Source organism: Marinococcus halotolerans DSM 16375, assembly GCF_000420725.1.
Taxonomy (GTDB): domain Bacteria; phylum Bacillota; class Bacilli; order Bacillales; family Marinococcaceae; genus Marinococcus; species Marinococcus halotolerans.
The window spans coordinates 73,747-95,320 of the sequence record NZ_ATVM01000001.1 but is presented as its reverse complement, the minus strand read 5'-3'; the positions used below and the strand labels follow the sequence as shown (position 1 = coordinate 95,320).

The window sequence follows — 21,574 nt, the reverse complement described above, 5'->3', positions numbered from 1 at the left end:
AAGTCAATTAATTTCACATACTGTATTAAACAAAAAAGTAAAAATCTGATATAATAAAACCAAACATATGATCCGGTTTTTAATCCGGCAGAGGAGAATGTTCATGAGCCTACAATTTTATCTTGGGCGTTCCGGGACGGGTAAGTCCACCGCCATGTATCAAGAGATTAATGAAATGATTACTCGTGAGCCTAACGGGCCGCCGGTAATCGTTATTACCCCTGACCAAATGACTTTCCAGGTGGAACAGCAGCTTGTCCGCCTCTCGGAAAAAGGAATGACGAGGGCCCAGGTCTACAGCTTCCCGAGGCTTGCTTGGAAGGTTTTTCAGGAAACAGGCGGTGCAGCCAAAACGGCCCTTCAGAAAACAGGCAAACAGATGCTGATCCGTAAAGTGATCAGTGAACAACGGAAGCATTTTCGCCTGTACGAAACCTCGAGCTATACTGATGGTTTCATTGATCAGGTGGATGAAGTAATTACTGAATGGAAAACACACAACGTGTCCAAAACGGTGATGCACGATATGGTGGCAGAGCTCGAAAGCACCGGAGCAACCGGGGCTGACCGCATTTTGACAGCAAAGCTTCAGGATCTTCTGCTGATTTGGGAAGAGATGGACAAGGTCATCGGTGACCGCTACATTGGAAGTGAAGAGCAGCTGTTCTGGCTGACTGAAAAAGTGGCCTCGTCTGCATACCTTGCAGAAGCAGTCGTTTATATTGACGGCTTCCACCGGTTCACTCCGCAGGAGCTTTCAGTAGTCGAGCAGCTGCTTCAGTACTCGCAGGACGTGCGGGTGGCGTTGACGCTCGACGATTTAACGAACAAGGAAGACGCGCACCCGGCTCCGGATATGTTCAGGCAGACAGCAAAAACGTATTACCAGCTGAGCGGACTGGCAGAAGAGCACGCTGTGCCGGTGGATAAGCCGTACTGGTTTAACGGGGGCAAGGTAAATAAGCACGAAGCACTGCAGCATTTAGAGAGATTCATGGAAAACCGTTCCTATAAAACAAGCTCGGGCGAAGATGCTATTACGGTCAAAAATGCGGTCAACCGCCGCACGGAGGTGGAGGAGTGCGCACGCGATATCGCAGCGCTTGTCCGGGATCATAATTACAGGTATGAAGACATTGCCGTCATCGCCAGAAACCCGGCGGACTACAATCATATAATTGAAACCGTATTCCAGGATTACCGGGTTCCGGTGTTTGTGGATGAAACGCGCCCGGTGCTGAATCATCCGGTAGTGGAATTTATCCGATCGGCGCTTGAGACGATTGCAGAACGGTGGAGATACGAATCAGTATTCCGGACATTTAAAACAGATATGCTGTTTGACGTGCATGAGTCCTGGACAGAAGCGAGAAAACAGGTGGATTTTCTGGAAAACTATGTGCTCGCCCGAAACGTTAAAGAAAAAGACTGGAAAAGCGAAGAGCAGTGGGTGTACCGGTATCATGCCACCAATGTGGAGGACGACTGGGAGCATAAAGACAACCACGAAATCGAAAGAGACATTCATCAAACACGAATGCGGCTGAGCGCTCCGTTGTTTTCGCTGCAGGCAAGACTAAAAAAAGCCCGGACTGTAAGGGAAAAAGCGGGCGCATTGTTTACGTTTTTAGAGGAGCTCCGGATACCGGAAAAACTTGAAATGATGCGCGATGACTGCCTTAAGCATAACCGTCTGGAAATGGCGAGAGAGCATGAGCAGATCTGGGACATGACCGTGGACCTCCTTGAGCAGATGGTAGAGGTCGCGGGCGATGATAAGGCAGGCATGCAGACCTTTCAACAGATGATGGAAGCCGGCTTTACGAAAGCGACATTTTCGATTGTGCCTCCTTCCCTGGACCAGGTTACCGCTGCTGATATGGAACGTTCCCGGCTGCTAGGTATTAAAGTAGTGTATCTGCTTGGCGTAAACGAAGGTGTCCTTCCGGCTGCCCTCGAAGAAAGCAGCATGCTGCAGGAGACAGACCGTGCCTGGCTTGAGCAGCAGGGCATTGAGCTTGAAGAAAGCGGGGAGGCAAAGCTTTTAAACGAAAACTTTCTCATCTACCGAACGATGAGTCTCCCCTCCGACAGACTGATTGTCAGCTATCCGATGGCTGACGAAGAAGGGAAGCGGCTGCAGCCGTCGATTGTGATCCAGCAGCTCTTGGATATGTTCCCGGACCAGGCGCTGGTGCTGATTCAAAACGAACCAGGGGTCTACAGCAACAAGGAGCAGCTGCATTTTGTGAATGCTTCCATGAAAACAATGAGCTTTTTGATTGGGGAACTCGAACGCCACAGGCAGGGAGAGGATGTAGCCGATCTTTGGTGGAGTGTGTACAATGTTTTTGTGAAAAACAACCGTATGGAAAAACTGACGAAAAGCCTGTTTTATCGTAATGAAGCAGTAGCTCTGTCGAGAGATACAACCCGGGAACTGTACGGCCGGAAAATGAAAACGAGCGTGTCGCGGATGGAGCAGTACGAAGCCTGTGCTTTCCGGCAGTTTGCTTCCTACGGGCTAAAGCTCAAGGAAAGGCAGCTGTATAAGCTCGAAGCGCCGGATATCGGGCAGCTGTTTCATGCGGCTTTAAAGGATGTAACAAAAGCGGTGTACCGGGACGGGCGTACGTGGGAGGAGCTTTCCGAACAAAACGCCCGCGATTATGCCGAAGAAGCGGTGCATGAACTGGCTCCGGCTATTCAGCGCCAGATTCTTTTAAGCAATTCCAGGCACCAGTATTTACTAAAAAAGCTCGAAGAAACCGTGCAGCGGGCTTCAATGATTTTAAGCCAGCAGGCAAAATCGAGCCGTTTTTCGCCTATCGGGCTTGAAGTTGGTTTTGGACCGAGCGAGGAAATTCCGCCGCTCCTATTTGAACTGGCGGATGGCACCCAGATGGAAGTGGCGGGAAGAATTGACCGCGTGGACCAGGCAGTGTCAGACAGCGGGGTGCTGCTCCGGGTAATTGATTACAAGTCGAGTGCCAAAGACCTGCGTCCGGAAGAAGTATTTTTCGGCCTGGCGCTGCAGATGCTCGTCTATCTGGATGTAGTGCTCTCCTTTTCCGAAGAGTGGCTCGGAACGAAAGCAGACCCGGCCGGTGTACTGTATTTCAACGTACACAATCCTATTATCCAGGCGGGACGGTCTTGGTCTCCGGAGGATATTGAACAGGAGATGATGAAGCAGTTCCGCATGAAAGGCATTCTGCCGGATGATCCCGGCATTGCTCAAATGATGGATGAACGGCTTGAGGCGGGCTCGGATTCGTTTATCGTGCCTGCGCGTCTGAATAAAGGCGGAGGGTTTAATAAACAATCACCGGTCGTGTCAAAAGAACAGTTTGAACGTCTTCGTGGACATATCCGTGAAAAAATCCGCCATATCGGTGAACAGCTGAGAGCAGGCGATACGAGCATTCAGCCTTTTCAAATGAAACAAAAAAAAGCATGTGATTACTGTGAATTTCATTCTGTATGCCAATTCGACCGCGGGTTTCCGGGCAACGAATTCCGGAGCTTTCGCAGCGGTGGCATGAAATGGGAAACGCTGTTCCAGGAGGAGGAAAACGATGAGTCTGAGGACCATTCCTGAAAAACCGACAGACGCCCGTTGGACGGACAGCCAGTGGGAAGCCATACAGGCAGAAGGATCAAATATTTTAGTGTCTGCCGCTGCAGGAAGCGGGAAAACCGCTGTGCTCGTGGAGCGGGTCATTCGGAAAATTACGCAGGCCGAAGAGCCTGTGGACGTAGACCGGCTTTTGATTGTCACGTTTACAAACGCAGCCGCAGCAGAAATGAAAACAAGGGTAGGCAAAGCGCTCGAGGAAAAATTAAAAGCAGACCCTTCCAACCTGCATATCCGCAGGCAGCTGGCGCTGTTAAACCGGGCATCGATCTCCACGCTTCACTCATTCTGTATGAACGTCATCCGGACGTATTATTACCTTGTGGATGTGGACCCGCAGTTTCGCATTATGGACCAGAATGAAGGGGCCATGATCCAGGAGGAACTGCTTGAGGAACTGCTCGAGGAAAACTATGCCGCCGAGAACAACGACGATTTTGTTCTGCTTGCCGACCGGCTGAATAAAGACCGCAGCGATGACTCGCTGCGTGAAGCAGTACTGCGCCTGTTTCAGTATTCCCGGGCCCACGCGGATCCGTCGGCATGGCTGCAGGAGGTGGCTGACCAGTACCGGACAGATAAAAGCAGGTCGGTTGAAGAGCTTCCGTGGGGACGCGAAATGATGCAGCAGGCAGAGACTGCTCTTGCCGGCGCTGTGCTGAAGTATGAAAATGCGATTGCAGCGGCCGGTCAGCCGGACGGACCGAAAGCAAACCTTGAACTTCTGCAGGAGGAGCTTGACACGTGCCGAAGGGCTCTGGAAGCCACGACGTGGAAAGACATGCAGCAGACGCTTGCCGGCTTTACCTTTAAAAAGCTGTCCAGCAAAAAGGAGGCGGACGCAGCACCAGAACGACGGGAACAGATAAAAAACAACCGGGACGGAGCCAAAAAGGTCATTCAGAAGCTTCAGGAGGAAATGGTGGCGGAAAACCCTGAGGATGCGTTGAGCGATATGGCGGCCCTCTATCCGTCGGTCCGGGAGCTGTGTCAGCTTGTGCAGACGTTCAGCGAGCGGTACTATGAGGTGAAGCAAAAGCGGGCAATGATGGATTTTTCCGACCTGGAGCATACATGCCTGCAGATTCTTGCTTTTGAAGAAGCTTCCGATCATTACCGCGGATTTTTCCAGGAGGTGCTCGTAGACGAGTACCAGGACACTAACTTTGTGCAGGAAAAAATCGTCACTCAGCTCGCTTCCGGTAATAATCTGTTTATGGTTGGAGATGTCAAACAGAGCATTTACCGTTTTCGTCTGGCAGAGCCGGATTTGTTTTTAGAAAAATTCCAGCGTTACGGAAAAAGCGATGACGGCGAACGGATTATGCTCGATAAAAACTTCCGCAGCCGCAGGCAGGTGTTAGATGCCGTCAACTACTTATTCCGCCAGCTGATGGATAACGACCTTGGAGGCATTGCCTATGACAGCGAGGCAGAGCTGAAATGGGGCAACGATCAGTATCCGGACCTCGGGGACATGGTAACCGAAGTGGCTGTAATTGATCAGGAGGATGTTGCAGAGAATGATCCGCAGGCAGCGGAGCTGACCAACGCCCGGGCAGAGGCCCGGTGGATCGCGCAGGCGGTCAGCCATTCGATGCAGAACGGCTGGGTGACCGATCAGGAGACAGGCGAAAAGCGCCGGCCGGTTTACCGGGATCACGTGATTTTAATGCGTTCGATGCCGTGGGTGAATGAAATGATGGAAGAAATGCAGGCGTACGGCATCCCTGTATACGCAGAAGTGTCCGGTGGGTATTTTCAGGCAGTTGAAATTCAGATTATGATTTCCCTGCTGCAGATTATCGATAATCCGCTGCAGGACATTCCGCTTGCTTCAGTGCTCCGCTCGCCGATTGTCGGCTGGGATGAAGAGATGCTCGCAGAGGTGCGGCTGGAAGACAAAAATGCTTCCTTTTATCAGTGTGTAGAGCTGGCCGCTGCCGGCTCCTCGAGTATGCAGCCGAGAGCCCAGGCGTTTCTGGAACAGCTGGAAGGCTGGCGCAGCCGATCCAAATACGAACCGTTGTCAGAGTTCATATGGGCGCTGCTCGAAGAAACCGGGTACCTGGACTTTTGTTCCGGTCTGCATGGAGGTAAACAGCGGCGGGCGAACCTTCTTGCCCTTTATGACCGTGCCCGCGTGTATGAATCGACGTCGTTTCGCGGCGTGTTCCGCTTCCTTCGTTTTATTGAAGGCATGAAAAACCGAAAAGAAGACCTGGGGACCGCCCGGGCGCTTGGGGAACAGGAAGATGTCGTCCGGTTTATGAGCATTCATAAAAGCAAAGGGCTGGAATTTCCGATCGTTTATGCTGCCGGGCTGCAGAAGGGCTTTAACGTGCAGGATCAGCGGCAGCCTCTCCTGTTTCATAAAGAGCTTGGCATCGGCATGAAATATGTCGATCCCAAGCAGCGCGTCAGCTGGCCGACCCTGCCGCACGCAGCCATCAAAAACCGGATGAAGACGGAAAGTCTTGCTGAAGAACTGCGTGTGCTGTATGTAGCGTTTACAAGAGCAGAAGAACAGCTGATTCTCGTAAGCTCGATGCAGAAGGTAGAAAAGAAATTTGAAGAATGGGAGCAAAAAAGCGCTCAGGCCGGAAGCACGCTTGAACTGCACGACCGCTTAGAAGCACAGCACGCATTTGACTGGCTGATGCCCGTCCTGCTGCAGCATGCTGAAGTGGATCCGTTAGAGCAGCAGACCTCAAAGAATGTGGCGGATCCTTCCTCCTGGAAGGTTCATATTGTACCGGCCTCGACCCTGCAGATTGGATCAGTGCAGGAGGAGGCGGCAGCGCAGGACTGGCTGCAGGCGGTAAAGGATAAAGAAGAAGTGCCGGCGGGAGAGGAATGGGACGAAGAAGTCAGGCGCCGTATGTACTGGCGTTATCCCTATAAGGAAGACACCCGTCATGCGGCCAAAATTTCGGTGAGTGAATGGAAACGACGTTCGGAAGATCCACAGGCTGAACAGCGGCATGCTGCTACTTTTACTTCCTCCTATGCACGAAGGCCGTCATTTATGATGGAAGAAGCCGTAAGTCCGGCAGAAAAAGGAACCGTTCTTCATATTGTCATGGAGCAGCTTTCCTTTACCGGTATCCCGGACGAAGAGCGGGTGCAGCGGCTGCTGCGCAGGCTGACAGACGATGAATACATTACCTCTGCCCAGGCGGAAAGTGTTGACACTGCTGCAGTCACTGCCTTTTTCGAAACTGAATTGGGCCGGCGCGTGCTGGCAGCCAAAACAGTTCAGCGAGAAGTCCCTATTACAGCAGGAGTGACCGGGGACGGGCTTTGGAACCGGCAGCTGCTTCAGGGAGTTGCAGACCTCGTGATACAGGAAGCGGACGGCCGCTGGGTGCTGATTGATTACAAAACGGACCGGGTGCAGTCCCGGTTCCCAGGAAATCCAAAGCAGCAGCAGGAATTTTTACGGGAACGCTACCAGACCCAGCTGGACTTATATCGCTCGTCCCTCGAGAGCATATGGGGAACGGCTATACCGGAAGCATACATTTTTGCCTTCGACGGCATGCAGGCTATTCCGATGAACGGCCGATAAGAAAAGAAAAGGAGGCAATAGTTTATGCGCTTACTGCACACCGCTGACTGGCACTTGGGGCGGACGCTTGAAGGGCGTTCGCGGCTCGAAGAACAGCAGGCCATCCTTGATGAAATTATCCAGATTATCGAAGAAGAAAATATTGATGCGGTCCTGATGGCAGGAGATGTGTTTGACTCTGTCAATCCGCCTGCTGCTGCAGAAGAAATGTTTTATGAGGCCATGGCCAAAATGAGCGATAACGGACGGGTGCCGGTCATCGTGATTGCCGGCAATCACGACCATCCGGAACGTCTGGCGGCCTCGCGGACGCTTTTGCAAAAGCACGGTATCCATTTACGCGGGTACCCTGGCATCGATCCGGTGATTGTCCCGCTTTCAGAGGAACGGCTGTATGTACAGACGCTTCCGTATCCTTCGGAATCAAGGCTGAAGCAGGCATTTATGCAGGAAGCAACAGAAATTGATCTCCGCGATGCGTACAATCAAAAAGTCCAGGAGATTTTTCAGCGGCTTGCATCCTCCCGGCGGCCAAAAGATACGCTTGTCGGCATGAGTCATCTGTTTATTGCCGGCAGCGATGCCAGTGATTCCGAACGTCCGATTGAAGTAGGCGGAGCTTATACTGTCACCGCCGACAGCCTGCCGGAGCACGCCGTTTATACGGCGCTCGGCCACATGCACCGGCCTCAGGATGTACGAGGAGCAGGCGGCCCGGCGAGATACTCCGGGTCTCCGCTTGCCTACAGCTTTTCTGAAGCAGGACAGCAGAAGTCCGTGACGATTATTGACACAAATGACAGTCAAAAAGAAGCTCATATTTCTACGGTTCCTTTAACGGCAGGTAAGCCGCTCAGCATATGGAAAGCAAGAAACGGGCTCGCCGAGCTGCAGCAGTGGGTGGAGGAGCAGCGGGACTGGAACGCCTGGGTAGAGGTGGATGTGTACGTGGAAAATCAGCTGTCGATTGAAGACATTCACGCTCTGCGGACAAAGCATACCGGCCTGTTGACGATTCGTCCGGTGTATTCCCGGCAGGAGCTTGAACCCGTGGAAAGCAAAAAACATATTCCCATCGATCAGCTGTTTGAACGCTTTTATGAAAAGCAGTCCGGGGGAGCAGTGCCTGACCCGTCGGTAACCAATCTTTTTTTAGAACTTATTCAGCAAGAGGACGGATAAAATGAAACCATTACAACTGCAGATACAAGGGCTGCACAGCTTCCGCCAAAAGCAGACAGTGGATTTTAAAACGCTTTGTGAAAACGGGGTATTCGGTATTTTTGGACCGACCGGCAGCGGGAAATCATCGCTGCTTGACGCCATGACGTTAGCTTTATACGGAAATGTGGAGCGGGCTTCCAAAACCGAAGGAATCATGAACCAGTCGGAAAATGAGCTGCGCGTCTCCTTTACGTTTTCACTCGGCCCGTCGGTGTATCATATCGAGCGCCATTATAAACGCACAGGGGAAGCAACCATGGCAGGAAAGCTGTGCCGGTTAACTGACCTCACGGAAGAGCCGGTAGTGCTCGCAGAAAAAACAAAAGCGGTCAATCTGAAAATCGAAGAACTTCTCGGCCTGACCCTCGATGATTTTACCCGTGCGGTCGTACTTCCACAGGGGAAATTTGCGGAGTTTCTTCATCTCGGGGGCAGTGACCGAAGCAAAATGCTCGAGCGGCTGTTTCATCTCGAGCGGTACGGCAACCAGCTTATTGCCTCCGTCAAATCCCGGAAAACCACCGCCGAGCAGGACGTACATAACATTGAAGCGGAACAGCAGGGACTAGGACCGGCTTCCGAGGAGGACTTAAAAAAAGCCGGAGAAGAGCATGCCCGTTGGGTGCAGCTTGTTCAAAAGCAGCAGAAGCATGTGGAAGAGCGAAGGAAGCAGTACGAAGAAATGAAACAGAAGTTTCATTGGACCGAAGAGCTTAAGCTGCTGGAAGCCTCCATGCAGGAATGGGAAAAAACGAGACATTCCATTGAACACAAACGGCAGACGTTAAAAGAAAATGAAATGTATGAAGCGCTGTATCCGTATGCGGACAGCTTTCAAAAAGCCCGTCAGGAATACGGGGAGCAGGAGCACGACTTAAAAGAAAAACAAAAGGCGCATGAAGAAGCAAAACGCAAAAAACAGGAAGCCGGAAAAAAAGCAGAGCAGAATGAAAAACGATGGGAGGAAGAAGAGCGTCTGCTTCAGCAATGGCATCGCCGGTTTGAGCAGATCGAAACACTTGAAGCTCAGTATCAGCGGCACAATGAACTGGAGAAACAAAAGCTTCAGGAGGTCGAAAAACAGCGCCAGTTTTATCAGGGAGCTTCCGATCAGTGGAACGACCTGCAGAATAAAGAGCAGGAAGCGCGGGAGCTGCTTGAAAAGCTCAAACAGGAACATGCCGAGGCCGAACAGAAAGAAGAGCACCTGCCGGATATGGGGGAGGCTTTGTCGCAAAAGCAATGGCTTGACGCCCTTCAGCAGCAGCTGAATGAACAGCGTACCCAGGAAGCTGCGGCTAAAGAAAAATTGGCGGAGACAGCTAAAGAAACCAATGAGGCAGAAAAAGAACAACAAACGCTTCAAAAACGTACGAAGGAAACGGCGCACAATATCTATTACTGGTATAGCCGGGCAGCAGCGAGCCTCAGGCTCATTGAGCAGGAGTTAAGGCGTTTTGAAAAAAAGCAGCAGGCCGAGCAGAAACGGCAGCTGCATGCGCTTGCAGAAGAACTGAAAGACGGAGAAGCGTGTCCGGTATGCGGGGCTTTGGAGCACCCGGCGCCGGCTGTGAGACCGGAGGAAGAAGCAGAGGGGTACACAGAGGAAGAAATCGAAGCGCTGCGCCAGTGGAAAACTGCCTGGGAGCACACGAAAGTCGGCCTGCAGCATGTGGCTTCGACGCTATCTTCCGGAGAAGAACAGAAAGAAGAAGGTCCTCCGGAGGAGACAGAGGAAAGCATCGCGTTTGCCCGCTGGGAAGCAGAGCTGGAGACGATAGACCGGCTAAAGGAGCAGGCGCAGGCATTGAATCGTTCCTGGGAGGAGTGGAATCGGCTAAATGACCGTCTTTCCATGAAAGCAGCCCAGCAGGAAACAGAAGCCAAGGAACAGGAAAATAAACTTGAACAGCAAAAAAAGCAGTGGCAGGAGCAAAAAAAGCAGTGGGAACAAACATTTGCGCCACTTTCCCTGGAGCAGTTTGACACGGAATACGAACAGGCGAAAAAGCGTAGAAAAGCAATCAAAGAGCTCCAGCAGCGCATTGATAAAGGCCAGAAGTATCTGGAAACAAAACGCGACGAACGCGCTGCCCGGGAGCGCGAATTCTATGAGGTGAAAAGTCGTGAGGCTGTAGCGGCGTCAGAATGGAAGCAGACCACAGAAGCCAGGCAGGAAGCGGAACAGAAGCTAAATGAGCAGCTCGAAGGCAGAACCAAACAGCAGTGGAAAGACGCGGTCGACAAGCGGGAGGATGCGCTTAAAACGGAAAAAGAAGAGCTGCTGGAACTGCAGAGAGAAGCGGAAAGGGAATACGAGCAAACTAAAGCCTCAAGCAGGGAAAGCGCTGAATCACTGCAAAAATCTGAAGCCAAATGGAAAACGGCTGAAGCCGAATGGTCCCGCCAGAAACAGCAGAGAGGTTCCACGGTTTCTCCAGAAGAGGTGCTTGCCTATTCGTTATCGAAAGAACAAAAAACAGAGCTGCAGCGTCAGGTAGAAGAGTATGACACGAAACAAAAAGAATTGCAGTACGAACAGAACCGGCTGCAGACAAAGCTTGAAAACGAACGGGTAACAAAAGAAGCTTTCAACAAAATAGAGCAGCAGTACCACGAAGCTTCTAATGAGTGGGACAAATACAAAGAAACGCTTGGCGGCATCAAAGAAAAGCTTGAAGATATCGAGCGGAAGGTAGAGCGTTATCAGGAGCTCGAACAAAACCGGATCGAGAGGCAGGCAGAAAAAGAGCGGCTGGCAGACCTCGACTATATCATGAAGGGAAGAAAATTTGTCGAATTTCTGGCCGAAGAACAGCTCGTGCAGGTGACAAGAGAAGCCTCCCAGCGGCTTCACGCCTTAACAAGAGGGCGCTATGCCATTGAGGTCAATGAGCAGAATGCTTTTGTGATTCGTGATGATGCCAACGGAGGAGTGTACCGCCCGGTTTCCACGCTGTCCGGGGGAGAGACATTTTTAACCTCCCTTGCTCTTGCACTGTCGCTCTCAACGTCCATTCAGCTGAAGGGGCAGTATCCGCTGGAATTCTTCTTTTTGGATGAAGGATTTGGAACGCTCGATCAGGACCTGCTTGATACGGTGATGGAGGCTCTGGAGAACCTTCACGGGGAATACTTATCGGTAGGGGTTATCAGTCATGTACCGGACATGCAGCAGCGGGTGCCAAAACGGCTGATGGTGACCCCGGCAAGTCCTGGAGGTAATGGATCGACTATAATGATGGAAACGATGTAGCCCTTGAGAAATCAGGGGCTTTTTTAATAGAATCAATAAAAATTTCATTTACTGTAATATAATTATTTTAAATTAATAACAAAAAAACACCTGCCGGTTTAAAACTGGCAGGTGCACAAGTGAAATACTATTGATCTTGAGTACTGTTCTGGTTGTTATTTTGATTGCTGTTTTGCTCCATGCTATCAATTACATTGGAATGGTCTGCTTCAAACACGAGGTGTTCTCCGTTTTCCACAATGGCATCTTTATTTTGGGTATCCTTCGTCAGTTGACGGAAGATCCGTTCACGGTGGAACGCACTTTCGACCGGGCGCGGGGTAGCTTCAAATACCCGGAAAGGCTGCATTTCCAGATGGGCAGTGCCGTCGGCACCAAGAGAATAGTTCGCAATGACGCTGTCTCTCGTTCTAGTCCAGCCCTGATCAAACACGAAGTTACCAATAGAGTGCATGATAAATGTGTCGTTGTATACTTCTGCCGATTGCAGCACGTGCGGGTGAGTACCGACAATTACATCAGCGCCAGCATCCGCGATCGCTTCTGTCATCTGACGTTGGCGTGTGGTAGGCGTGCTGTCGTATTCCTGGCCGAAGTGCACGTTCACGATAACCAGGTCCGCATTTGCATCTGCACGTTGAACAGCGTCAATATAAGCACTCGGATCCTGGCTCGTTAAAATACCAGGGGAGTTTGGACCAGCCTGTTCCATATTCGCATACGTAATATCGTTAACACCAAGTGTAGCCACATCCATGCCATTGTAAGTGTTCAATAAGTAGTCATGAGCTTCGGTTTCATTAGCACCGGCACCTACTACATTAATACTTGAATTTTGAAATGCTTGAAGGGTTTCATTCAAGCCAGCATATTGATAGTCCATCATATGGTTATTTGCCAGGTTGACAGAATCAAAACCTGCGTCTTCAAGTCCGCCAATAATCCCGGGCTTAGACGAAAGATTAATAATTTTATCTGCTGGTTCGGTCTGATCTGGATTAGCAACGATTGGATTTTCAAAATTTCCGGTCGTATAATCAGCTGCCTGGAGCGTTGGTTTTGCATATTGAAAAAGAGAGTCATACCCTTCCTGTTCAGCAATTTCTTCTACGTGACGCCCGGTCATCATGTCACCGACCATGGCAGAGGTGAAAATAGTGTCCTGCTCCTGTTCGTACTCGCTTTCAGCAGCAGAAGGTTCTACAACACGAATAAGGGTCATTGCCACCAAACATATAATAATGCCGAGTACAGCATGTTTACCAGCTTTACGCCGCTGGCGTTTGGTATAGGCTAAATATTTTTCTTTGAAGTTTAATAATCGCTTGGCCATATGTAAGAACCCCTAAATTAAATAGTATAGCGTGATGATTACAAATGTCGCAGCGGTAAGCACAAGCGTACTTGCCACGGTAGGAACAACGCCCTGGCGCTGCATTGCGTTTGCAATCAATCCCGGAACGATAACCCCGAGACCGCGAAACTCGTATATTTCAAAAGGCAGAATAGGGTAAAAGTAGTCAAAGATTAACTTTAACACAATCCCTGTGGACAACATGGCTGCAAATTTGCGGCGTCCGTAAAGAATCATAATGCGGGACAATCCGTGGGCAACAATCAAATACGTCAGGAAACTGATGAGAAAAATCGTTAATAGAAAGACAGGCTGATCAAAAACAATTGCCAAATAGCCGGGCGCAATAAGCCCGGCCGGCATAATTCCTGTCTTTTCTGCGTATATCAAACTGATAATAACTCCTACGACTAATGCGATATAAAGATCTGTACCAAACAATGTTACATGGCCTCCTCGCCGACTTTACTAATGAGTGTTTCCGGTGAATCATAAAGTTTTTCCATAAATTCTTCAGCAGCACCGTGAATGTTTCCAATCCCGAAGATAAGTGAGTGGGAAGCTTCCCGCTTCACCCGGGCCAAAATGGCATCTGCATCTTCGCCTTCCAGATTGATAACGGAATTAAATGGCAGATCGCCCTGGTCAAAAGCCTGAGTAATCGGCCGTACGTTTCCGCCGATAAGAATTAATTTCTCTGCCGGTAAATAAGGAAGAACGTACTTTGTAAATTCTTCGGTCCGGTCTACCCGGTCTTCACGGCAGTTGATAATGATCATCGGATTGTCGGTCATATAGCTCGAAGACCTCACGCGTGACCAGATCTCAAGTGTGGACCTGGCATCGTTTGCGGCGAAGCCGTTTACGAAGTGTGAGCGTTCCCGGCTGCCGTCTTCAAGAGTAACAATCCTTAGAGCACCAGGGTCCGGGTTGGCATTCAGCATTCCGGAAAGAGCCGTACGCTTATCGATATCGACAGCGCGGGCTACTGCAAGGGCTGCAGCAATGTTTTCCGGAAAAAGCATATAATCGAATTTGTCGATAAAACCGTCCGGAATTTCCTCCGGATTGGCAAGATAAACTTCCGTATTTCTTTTTTCGGCTATTTCACTGAAATAGTGGAAGTAAGGGCCATTGGACAAAATAAGTTTGCCGTTATACGGAATAGTGGAGCTGAATGCTTCTGCTACGTATTTCAGCGTTGGACCGAGCGTTTCCATGTGGTCTTCAAATACGTTTAAAATGACGCTGACGTTCGCCTGCAGGAATTTTTCCTGCAATACACGCTGATAGTCTGGATTAATTGCCATACATTCGCTGACAAATGCATTGGCTTCAAGACTCGAAGCGTGCTTTAAGATTTCTTTCTGTTCCCGAATATTCGGTCCCTCTAGTGAACGTTCGATTGGTTTTTCCGTCCGGTCCCAGTAAATTCTCCGTGCCTGTGTGCCTGTCGTTTTTCCAACTACTTTGTAATCAGCCTCGCTCAGCATCCCCGTAATCAATCGGGTTACTGTAGACTTGCCGCGAACGCCGTTTACATTTATGCGTAGTGGGATCTGATCGACCCTTTTCTGGTGCCGGCGCAGCTCAAAAATGCCCACTAACGCAATTGCAATACATGAACCGTACAATAATATCATCGACGCTTTCCCTCCTCAATACTCTCTAATTATTATCTCCCTTTGAATGTCAAATAACACCAACAGTATTCCATACCCGCTTATGCCAGGAGTAATCGCCTCATTGCAAGCGTAGAGTGTCTCTTGTATTTAAGAGACACTCCCCAAAAAACAATGCCTATACTAAGACGCTGATTCAAGAAAATAGTTACTGGGTATTTGTATTTTCTTGTTCAACTTCCGGCGGGCTATTCAATGCGCTGTTGATTTCGACTTCTTCTGTGGTGGACAGCTCAGCATCCACCTTAAAGAAATACATAAACAACACTAAAGCAAACAAAAAGAGGTAAGGGCCGATTTTTTTTAAAATGTTCACATTCACTTCTCCTTTATTGAGTCTGAGCAGAGCCTCCGCGGCGCTGGTCAATGATACCCTGCATTTCTTCATCGTCATAGTCTTTGATTAAAGCCGTGACGTTTCCAAAATAGGAAGGGCCTTTGTCCGGGGCAATAAAGTAGCGGTCCCCGTATTTGGTGTTAATTTCTTCAATGAGCTCAGCGTTCTCTTCCTGATCTCCGTTTTCGATAGCGAGTGTTGCCTGGCCTTCTACGACGTCCACAAAGGAACGGTTCGCTGCAAATGCTTCTTCATAGCTTTGGTCTAAGTATTCCATGCGGAAGATGACTTCTGCCATAACAACTGGGATACGTGACCCACCCGGGGAACCAATACCCATCACCGTTTCTTCCTCCGGATCCTGAATGATGGTCGGAGCAATAAAGCTTCTCGGACGCTTGCCGACTTCAATGTTGTTCGGGGAAGACTCCGTTTCATTATAGTTGTTCAGCTGGTTGTTTAAAAACATACCGCCAGACGTCTGGCCGCTGCCAAAGAAATTACCAAGCGTATTCGTAAGGGCTACTGTGTTTCCGTCTTGATCCATTACGTTAACGTGGGTGGTGCTGGAGTGGGTGATCGTATTTTGTCCGTCGGAAGACTCGTATCCTACTTCGTTTTCGAGCTCTTCTGTATCAAGACGATCTTCACGGACATTTTGTGCTAAATCATCGATGGTACCCTCACTCACGTATTCCTCTGTTGTAATTTCATTAAACTCCGGATCTCCTAAGTTTTCAAGGCGCTGATAATAGGCTTCCCGTGTAATGGCGCTCATTGTATGAATATAATCCGCTTCATTTCCACGCAGAGCTTCACCGATATTCAGGCGCTCGCCCATACCAAGCATTTGAATTAAAGTTACGCCAGACAGAGGGGACGGGGCACTGTACACATTCTGCCCTTCAAATGTCCCTTGAGCCACATCCGGTGTCTGCACATTATACTGTTCGAGACTCTCCGGAGTTATGTGCGAATAATCGGTCGTCAGCTGCTGAGAAATGGCTCCATCTGAACTGTAAAAGCTATCTGGTCCCTGCTCCTGGAGTGTGCGGAGCGTCTGGGCGTATTCCTCCTGGACGAGTGTATCACCTTCAGTAAGAATGTTTCCATTCTCATCGAAGAAGTCAGGAGAGTTTTGTTGATTTAACCTCGGCTGAGCGTAATACATGCGGCTGGCCAGATAACTATTAATTTCATATCCGTTTTCGGCATAATCAATGGCCGGTTGCATTAACTCAGCAAGCGTAAACTGACCGCTGCCTTGTTCTTCGTGCAGGGCAGCCATGCCTTTGACAAAGCCAGGGACGGCTACGTTCAGGGCCCGATTAGTGGTGGAAGCTTCCTCCCGGTAATCGTACGTAGCAGGTTCATCGTTTGGTCCATCCATCACGAGAGCCGCGCCACCGCCGCCGATACCGGAGCCGTATGGTTCAGTTACCGTCAGAGCGAAGGAGGTGGCAACTGCGGCATCTGCTGCGTTGCCTCCCTGTTCAAGGATTTCCATGCCTGCATCTGTAGCAAGCTCGTTATCCGTACTGACTCCGTATCCTTCATAGTCGGAACCGGAGGCTATGTCGCTTGAGGCACCAGAACTGGAATTTGAGTCATTTTGAGCACTTTCTTCCTCTGAACTGGAGCCGCTTTGATCGCTTCCTCCAAAATTTGTTACTCCTACGTAAATGAGCAGTCCTGCTACGACTACCGCAGCAAGTATGTACGTTATTTTTTGTGCATTCACGGGTCGGGTCAAACTCCTTTCTGGTTGGTCTGAGTAGTTTTTGAACGTCATTTGACTCCGCCTGTGCTTCACCTATTAACGACTAATCTATAATAAAGGCATTTATGTTGAAAAGAAAGGTCAGGAAGACCTAATGGTTTTCAAAAATTTCTCAGCCCTGTGACATCGAAAAATAGATAGAAGCATGGCGCTGGCATCCTGGGTTGAATGCCGCATGACAATTCGGGCATCGATGATCAGCATGAAGATAAGCAGACACGCTCATAGTGTGCCAGCACTTTCCACACAAAACTGCTTCTTCGGAAAATAAAGAAGAAGGCCAGGGTTCTATGGGGTGGCTCTCGCTTTCTTCATGACACGTGTGGCAACTGTACCAGCGTCCACAGCAATAAAACTTCATGGCAACAATATCGACAGATGTATGATAATGGGCGCATCTTGTTTCTTCATCTAAAGAAACGCCTCGAACTTTCACCTTTGAACAGCTCAAAAACTCATCTCCTTATATTAACACTCTCTATCGTATTCTAACAGTAAAAGTGCAATTTTTACGAGATGTTTTAAAAGTATGAAAATAAGGTATAATGAGAAAGCATTCCAAGTGAATGCAACAGAGAACATTGTTTGAATTTTCTTTCATTTTATCGACAACCGCTTTCAATTATGATATATTTATTTACACACATGGACGAATGTATATCGTGGGGAGTGGTAGGCAAACCAAGCGGTAAAACGAGATTTTTAAGGAGGCTATAAAATGGAAGTACAGGAAAATCAACTGACATTCGTTCAGGAAAAGGCGAAAGAATTGTCAAACGCGATGGAATTAAGAGGGTGGGCCAGTACAAAACTTGTCCCGACTCCTCCGTATGGATATACGTTAGTAAGCATGACCGGATGCCGTGCCTGGTTCGGAAAGCGCTGGGGCATGATTAATGATGACAGGGAAAACTTCCTGAAAGTGGTACTTGATATTCCGAAAGGCAGAACTTCCATTGAAGATGTAAGCGAACGCCTGGATCTCGATATTGTGCATGGTAATGAAGGGAAGACCGGCGTAGAAATGATTGATAACCGGGACCGCCATACCATTGTCATCTATCTGTTTAAAGAAACGCTCGAGCATACTGCTTTTCGCGACAGCGAAACCCTCGAACTCATCAGCGATGTAAGACGCTGGTCCTGCCTTTAAAAATTAAAATTTTTCAAACGCCCGGTTTCTGGGCGTTTTTTTATGCTGATGTGCATATGGTTCGATAAATGAGCTTATTTTTTCTATACTTAAAATCGAACAGAAAAGCAGGGCAAAGGAGTCCAAAAGACCGATGAAAAATATTCATGTTGACGTAAAAGCATACAAGGGAACCTATGCAGACATCGGCTATAAGCAGGGCCGCTACTTAAAAGACACGCCGCTCGTTCGTTACCATTATAATGAGCGTTTAAATCGTTCGCTTGCGAAATTTGATGTTCCGATAGAAGACGTAAAAAAACTTTACCAGCTGTACGTGCCTGGTTTGTGGGAAGAACTGAAGGGCCTGGCTGAAGGGCTGGAGTGGCCGTTTCAGGATGTACTCCAGGAATTCAGCGGCTATCAGGCATCAAAGGTGCGTTCCGGATGCAGCGGGCTGATGGCCAACGGCATGTACATTCGAAACTATGACTACCTGCCGAGTACGTATGAAGGACGGTTTTTATTCACTAAGCCAGTCAATGGACCTGGCACGGCGGGGTTTGCTCAGCGGATTATCGGCCGTTCGGATGCGATGAATGAATACGGCCTTTCTATCGGCTATCATTTTGTCCACCGCATTAAGCCAAAGCCTGGGATTGTCTGCTCCAACCTGCTCCGGATTGTACTCGAAACGTGCCGGAGCACAGCAGAGGCGGTCCGACTTCTGCAGGAACTGCCGCACCGGCACTCGTTCAACTACTCCATGATGGACGCCTATGGAGAGAGCGCAGTGGTGGAAGCGTCACCCCGTGGCACTGCTGTGCGTCCTCCAGGGGAAGTAGCCTGCACCAATCATTTTAACATGCCATTCATGCGGCAGGAAAACCGCCATTTGATGGGCAATTCCCGGGAACGAGAATCCCGCATCCGCTCCATCGACTGGAGCCGGGAAACAGCCTACAGTGCCTTCGCCCGCTTTAATCATGACACCGACTCTATTTATTCGAATGATTATGAACACTGGTCGGGCACTATTCATACAGCGCAATACCTTCCTGCGGAAAAAAAGATAAACGTGGGTATCGGCGGGAACCGGTATCCGGTACTTCTTCCGTTTGCGGGCTGGCTGAATGAAGAACCGCTGCGGATCACAAAAATCCGGGGGGCTGTAGATACGAACATGCCTTTTTCCTTTGAATGGTAGCCAGGGCACGGCCAATCTAAAAAAAGTAAGGAAAACAGTAGGAAACACTAGAGCAAGATGTTATAATATTTTAAAATATGCTCGAAAATAGTAGAAAGACGGGGTGCAGCATGAAAGCGTATCGTCGCAAATTCTTTTATCTGCCTTTACACCAGGAAAAGATGGAACCAATGAGTATGGACCGTGTCCGCCAGGCAGGCTTTGATATCGTTATTACAAGGGACGATCTTCCGTACATGATCAGTTTCTGCCGCGAATGGCGCTCGTATTTTGAAGAAAAAGCAAAAAGTGTTCAATCCGTGTATCGTCCGTACGTAGAGGATGCTGCTGCTTTTTTTGACGACCAGGTAGAGCAGATGACACTGTGCACATCTCCGCACCATGGCACTGATAAATATATTTTACCTCTTACAGAGATGGTCAGTTCATTAATGCTTGCCTACGACGCCTTTGACCGGGTGATGGATGAATATCATCATATGCCTGCACATTTTGAAACAGCATTAAAATATTACCGCCAGTTTAAAATGAAGGTAGACACAAATAAAGCTCAGTTTATTTTAAATCACTTGCCTGATCTGCGATTAAGCGTGGAGTAGATATAATATTGTGTAGAAAACCCTGAGGATTTACCAGGGTTTTCTAATTTTATCATCTGCGAATTTCGTAACCGCTTTCTTATTAATAGCGGTGTAAACTTACTGATAATTGAGAAATTACATAATTTTTAAGCATAAGAGTAGATAGTTATTTACTTCATGCCCGCCTTTTGATACATTAACTTTGATCTATTCTTTAAGGATTAGATCAATCTTACATACATGGTGGTGGGTATATGAACATATTATGGGGATTGATGGGAATTGTTTTTGTCCTGTTTTTAGCTTTTTTACTATCTTCCCGCAAAAAATCAATTCGTTTTCGTCCCGTACTCGTAGGGCTCCTGTTCCAGCTCGTATTTGCATTCTTAGTATTGGGGTCGCCTTGGGGAAGTAGTTTATTCGAAGGTTTGGTGCGTGCTGTCCAGGCAGTGATAGATACTGCCAGTGAAGGATACATATTCCTGTTTGGAGAAGATATTACAGAAACTGGCGCGTTTGCGTTTACCGTGCTTCCAGTTATTATCTTTTTCTCCTCACTGATCGGTATTTTGTACTACGTCGGAGTTATGCAGGTAATCATCAAATTTATCGGCGGGGTACTTTCCGCGCTGCTGAAAACGAGTAAAGCCGAATCCATGTCAGCGGCAGCCAACGTATTCGTCGGACAGACGGAAGCACCGCTTGTGGTTCGTCCGTTTTTGCCGAACATGACAAAGTCCGAACTGTTCGCTGTTATGACCGGCGGACTCGGATCGGTGGCCGGTTCGGTACTGTTTGGTTATGCAGGGCTTGGCATCCCATTGGATTATCTGCTTGCAGCGAGCTTCATGGCTGCGCCGGGCGGTCTGATTATTGCGAAAGTGATTTTCCCGGAGCCGGACCTCAGTCTGACCACGGATGAAATTAAAGTGGAAAAAGACACGGAGTCCCACAACGTGATCGACGCAGCAGCCCGCGGAGCTTCTACCGGCCTCCAGCTTGCTTTGAACGTCGGGGCGATGCTGATTGCGTTTGTTGCTTTGATTGCGCTGGTTAATCTGTTGCTTGGTGCAATTTTTGGGTTGTTTGGTGCTGACGGCATTACGCTTGAACTGCTTCTTGGTTATGTGTTCGCTCCAGTAGCCTTTATGATAGGCGTTCCGTGGAGTGAAGCTCTTCAGGCCGGCGGATTTATCGGCCAAAAGTTGATCTTGAATGAATTTGTCGCATACGCGAACTTTGCACCGGAAATTGATTCCTTCAGCGAAAAATCCCAGGCAATCATTACCTTTGCGCTTTGTGGATTTGCAAACCTTTCGTCCCTTGCTATCATTTTAGGCGGCTTCGCTTCACTGGCGCCGACACGCCGCAATGATATCGCTCAAATGGGATTGAAAGCAGTAGCAGCGGGGGCTTTAGTATCGCTCTTGAGTGCATCGATTGCCGGCATGTTCGTACTGTAAACCAAGTACTATCGCAGGCGCTCCTTTTCGAAGGAGCGCTTTTTGTATCAATGGCGGCGTCGCGGCAGGTGATATGCTACAATAAACAAATACTCAGATGATTAGGAGGCTTATCATGATCCATGAGCAGTGGAAAAATAGTGAAACCTTAAAATATGTAACATGCAGGCATGCACAAGCAGCCAAATACAAGGTGGACAGCGTGCTGACCCCGGGAAAGCAGTATCCGGTAAAAAACGAAACGGATGAATTTATTTTCATTATCGACAATACCGGGCGTGTCGGCGGGTTTTATAAAGACTACTTTGAAGAAGAATAAAAAAGGAGCTGCAGTGATTGCAGCTCCTTTT

General features: G+C 48.9%; 15 protein-coding genes. 9 read left to right on the top strand and 6 right to left on the bottom strand.

Features of this window, described 5'->3' with window-relative positions:
- The first annotated feature begins 103 nt into the window (after nt 1-103).
- From addB to G548_RS0100505, 4 genes are read left to right on the top strand one after another with little or no spacing between them, the layout of a single operon-like run.
- Nucleotides 104-3,601, top strand: a complete 3,498-nt coding sequence (gene addB, locus G548_RS0100520; RefSeq protein WP_022792190.1) for a helicase-exonuclease AddAB subunit AddB — start codon at nt 104-106, stop codon at nt 3,599-3,601.
- Nucleotides 3,579-7,208, top strand: a complete 3,630-nt coding sequence (gene addA, locus G548_RS0100515) for a helicase-exonuclease AddAB subunit AddA (protein ID WP_022792189.1) — start codon at nt 3,579-3,581, stop codon at nt 7,206-7,208. The genes addB and addA overlap by 23 nt, the downstream gene beginning before the upstream one ends.
- A 24-nt stretch (nt 7,209-7,232) precedes the next feature.
- Nucleotides 7,233-8,390, top strand: a complete 1,158-nt coding sequence (locus G548_RS0100510) for an exonuclease SbcCD subunit D C-terminal domain-containing protein (protein WP_022792188.1) — start codon at nt 7,233-7,235, stop codon at nt 8,388-8,390.
- 1 nt (nt 8,391) lies between these two features.
- The gene (locus G548_RS0100505) at nt 8,392-11,688 is read left to right on the top strand and encodes an SbcC/MukB-like Walker B domain-containing protein (protein WP_022792187.1); all 3,297 of its coding nucleotides are present in this window, start codon (nt 8,392-8,394) and stop codon (nt 11,686-11,688) included.
- 127 nt (nt 11,689-11,815) lie between these two features.
- Here the strand turns inward: G548_RS0100505 and G548_RS0100500 are convergent, their stop codons facing one another.
- The 6 genes from G548_RS0100500 to G548_RS18920 all read right to left on the bottom strand — a co-directional run bounded on the left by G548_RS0100500 (nt 11,816) and on the right by G548_RS18920 (nt 17,277).
- Nucleotides 11,816-13,021 (bottom strand): CapA family protein, encoded by a 1,206-nt coding sequence (locus G548_RS0100500; RefSeq protein ID WP_022792186.1) that lies wholly within the window; start codon nt 13,019-13,021, stop codon nt 11,816-11,818.
- Between the two features lie 12 nt (nt 13,022-13,033).
- Nucleotides 13,034-13,483 (bottom strand): poly-gamma-glutamate biosynthesis protein PgsC, encoded by a 450-nt coding sequence (gene pgsC, locus G548_RS0100495; protein WP_022792185.1) that lies wholly within the window; start codon nt 13,481-13,483, stop codon nt 13,034-13,036.
- 2 nt (nt 13,484-13,485) lie between these two features.
- Nucleotides 13,486-14,685, bottom strand: a complete 1,200-nt coding sequence (gene pgsB / locus G548_RS0100490) for a poly-gamma-glutamate synthase PgsB (RefSeq protein ID WP_022792184.1) — start codon at nt 14,683-14,685, stop codon at nt 13,486-13,488.
- Between the two features lie 187 nt (nt 14,686-14,872).
- On the bottom strand, nt 14,873-15,040 hold the full coding sequence (locus tag G548_RS19120) for a hypothetical protein (RefSeq protein ID WP_022792183.1): 168 nt from the start codon (nt 15,038-15,040) through the stop codon (nt 14,873-14,875).
- Between the two features lie 13 nt (nt 15,041-15,053).
- Nucleotides 15,054-16,802, bottom strand: coding sequence for a gamma-glutamyltransferase (locus tag G548_RS16925; RefSeq protein WP_022792182.1), 1,749 nt, complete (start codon nt 16,800-16,802; stop codon nt 15,054-15,056).
- A 151-nt stretch (nt 16,803-16,953) separates the two neighbouring features.
- On the bottom strand, nt 16,954-17,277 hold the full coding sequence (locus tag G548_RS18920) for a CHY zinc finger protein (protein WP_211218993.1): 324 nt from the start codon (nt 17,275-17,277) through the stop codon (nt 16,954-16,956).
- A 282-nt stretch (nt 17,278-17,559) separates the two neighbouring features.
- Here G548_RS18920 and G548_RS0100475 point away from each other — a divergent pair, with 282 nt between their 5' ends.
- From G548_RS0100475 to G548_RS0100455, 5 genes are all read left to right on the top strand, one after another.
- The gene (locus tag G548_RS0100475) at nt 17,560-17,994 is read left to right on the top strand and encodes a hypothetical protein (protein WP_022792181.1); all 435 of its coding nucleotides are present in this window, start codon (nt 17,560-17,562) and stop codon (nt 17,992-17,994) included.
- Nucleotides 17,995-18,127: 133 nt separating this feature from the next.
- Entirely contained in the window at nt 18,128-19,180 is a 1,053-nt protein-coding gene (locus tag G548_RS0100470; protein ID WP_022792180.1) for an acyl-CoA--6-aminopenicillanic acid acyl-transferase, read from the top strand.
- Nucleotides 19,181-19,290: 110 nt separating this feature from the next.
- A complete protein-coding gene (locus tag G548_RS0100465; RefSeq protein ID WP_022792179.1) occupies nt 19,291-19,779 on the top strand; it encodes a hypothetical protein in 489 nt (162 codons plus the stop codon).
- A 236-nt stretch (nt 19,780-20,015) separates the two neighbouring features.
- Nucleotides 20,016-21,224, top strand: a complete 1,209-nt coding sequence (locus G548_RS0100460) for a NupC/NupG family nucleoside CNT transporter (protein ID WP_022792178.1) — start codon at nt 20,016-20,018, stop codon at nt 21,222-21,224.
- A 115-nt stretch (nt 21,225-21,339) separates the two neighbouring features.
- Nucleotides 21,340-21,543, top strand: a complete 204-nt coding sequence (locus G548_RS0100455; RefSeq protein ID WP_022792177.1) for a DUF6501 family protein — start codon at nt 21,340-21,342, stop codon at nt 21,541-21,543.
- The last annotated feature ends 31 nt before the right edge of the window (nt 21,544-21,574 follow it).

What these genes read in the sequence shown, in the direction of transcription:
- G548_RS0100505 (WP_022792187.1), top strand. Translation starts at nt 8,392, where the DNA reads ATGAAACCATTACAACTGCAGATACAAGGGCTGCACAGCTTCCGCCAA.
- G548_RS0100455 (WP_022792177.1), top strand. Translation starts at nt 21,340, where the DNA reads ATGATCCATGAGCAGTGGAAAAATAGTGAAACCTTAAAATATGTAACA.
- G548_RS0100460 (WP_022792178.1), top strand. Translation starts at nt 20,016, where the DNA reads ATGAACATATTATGGGGATTGATGGGAATTGTTTTTGTCCTGTTTTTA.
- G548_RS0100500 (WP_022792186.1), bottom strand. Translation starts at nt 13,021, where the DNA reads ATGGCCAAGCGATTATTAAACTTCAAAGAAAAATATTTAGCCTATACC.
- G548_RS0100510 (WP_022792188.1), top strand. Translation starts at nt 7,233, where the DNA reads ATGCGCTTACTGCACACCGCTGACTGGCACTTGGGGCGGACGCTTGAA.
- G548_RS0100465 (WP_022792179.1), top strand. Translation starts at nt 19,291, where the DNA reads ATGAAAGCGTATCGTCGCAAATTCTTTTATCTGCCTTTACACCAGGAA.
- G548_RS0100475 (WP_022792181.1), top strand. Translation starts at nt 17,560, where the DNA reads ATGGAAGTACAGGAAAATCAACTGACATTCGTTCAGGAAAAGGCGAAA.
- pgsB (WP_022792184.1), bottom strand. Translation starts at nt 14,685, where the DNA reads ATGATATTATTGTACGGTTCATGTATTGCAATTGCGTTAGTGGGCATT.
- G548_RS0100470 (WP_022792180.1), top strand. Translation starts at nt 18,128, where the DNA reads ATGAAAAATATTCATGTTGACGTAAAAGCATACAAGGGAACCTATGCA.
- addA (WP_022792189.1), top strand. Translation starts at nt 3,579, where the DNA reads ATGAGTCTGAGGACCATTCCTGAAAAACCGACAGACGCCCGTTGGACG.
- addB (WP_022792190.1), top strand. Translation starts at nt 104, where the DNA reads ATGAGCCTACAATTTTATCTTGGGCGTTCCGGGACGGGTAAGTCCACC.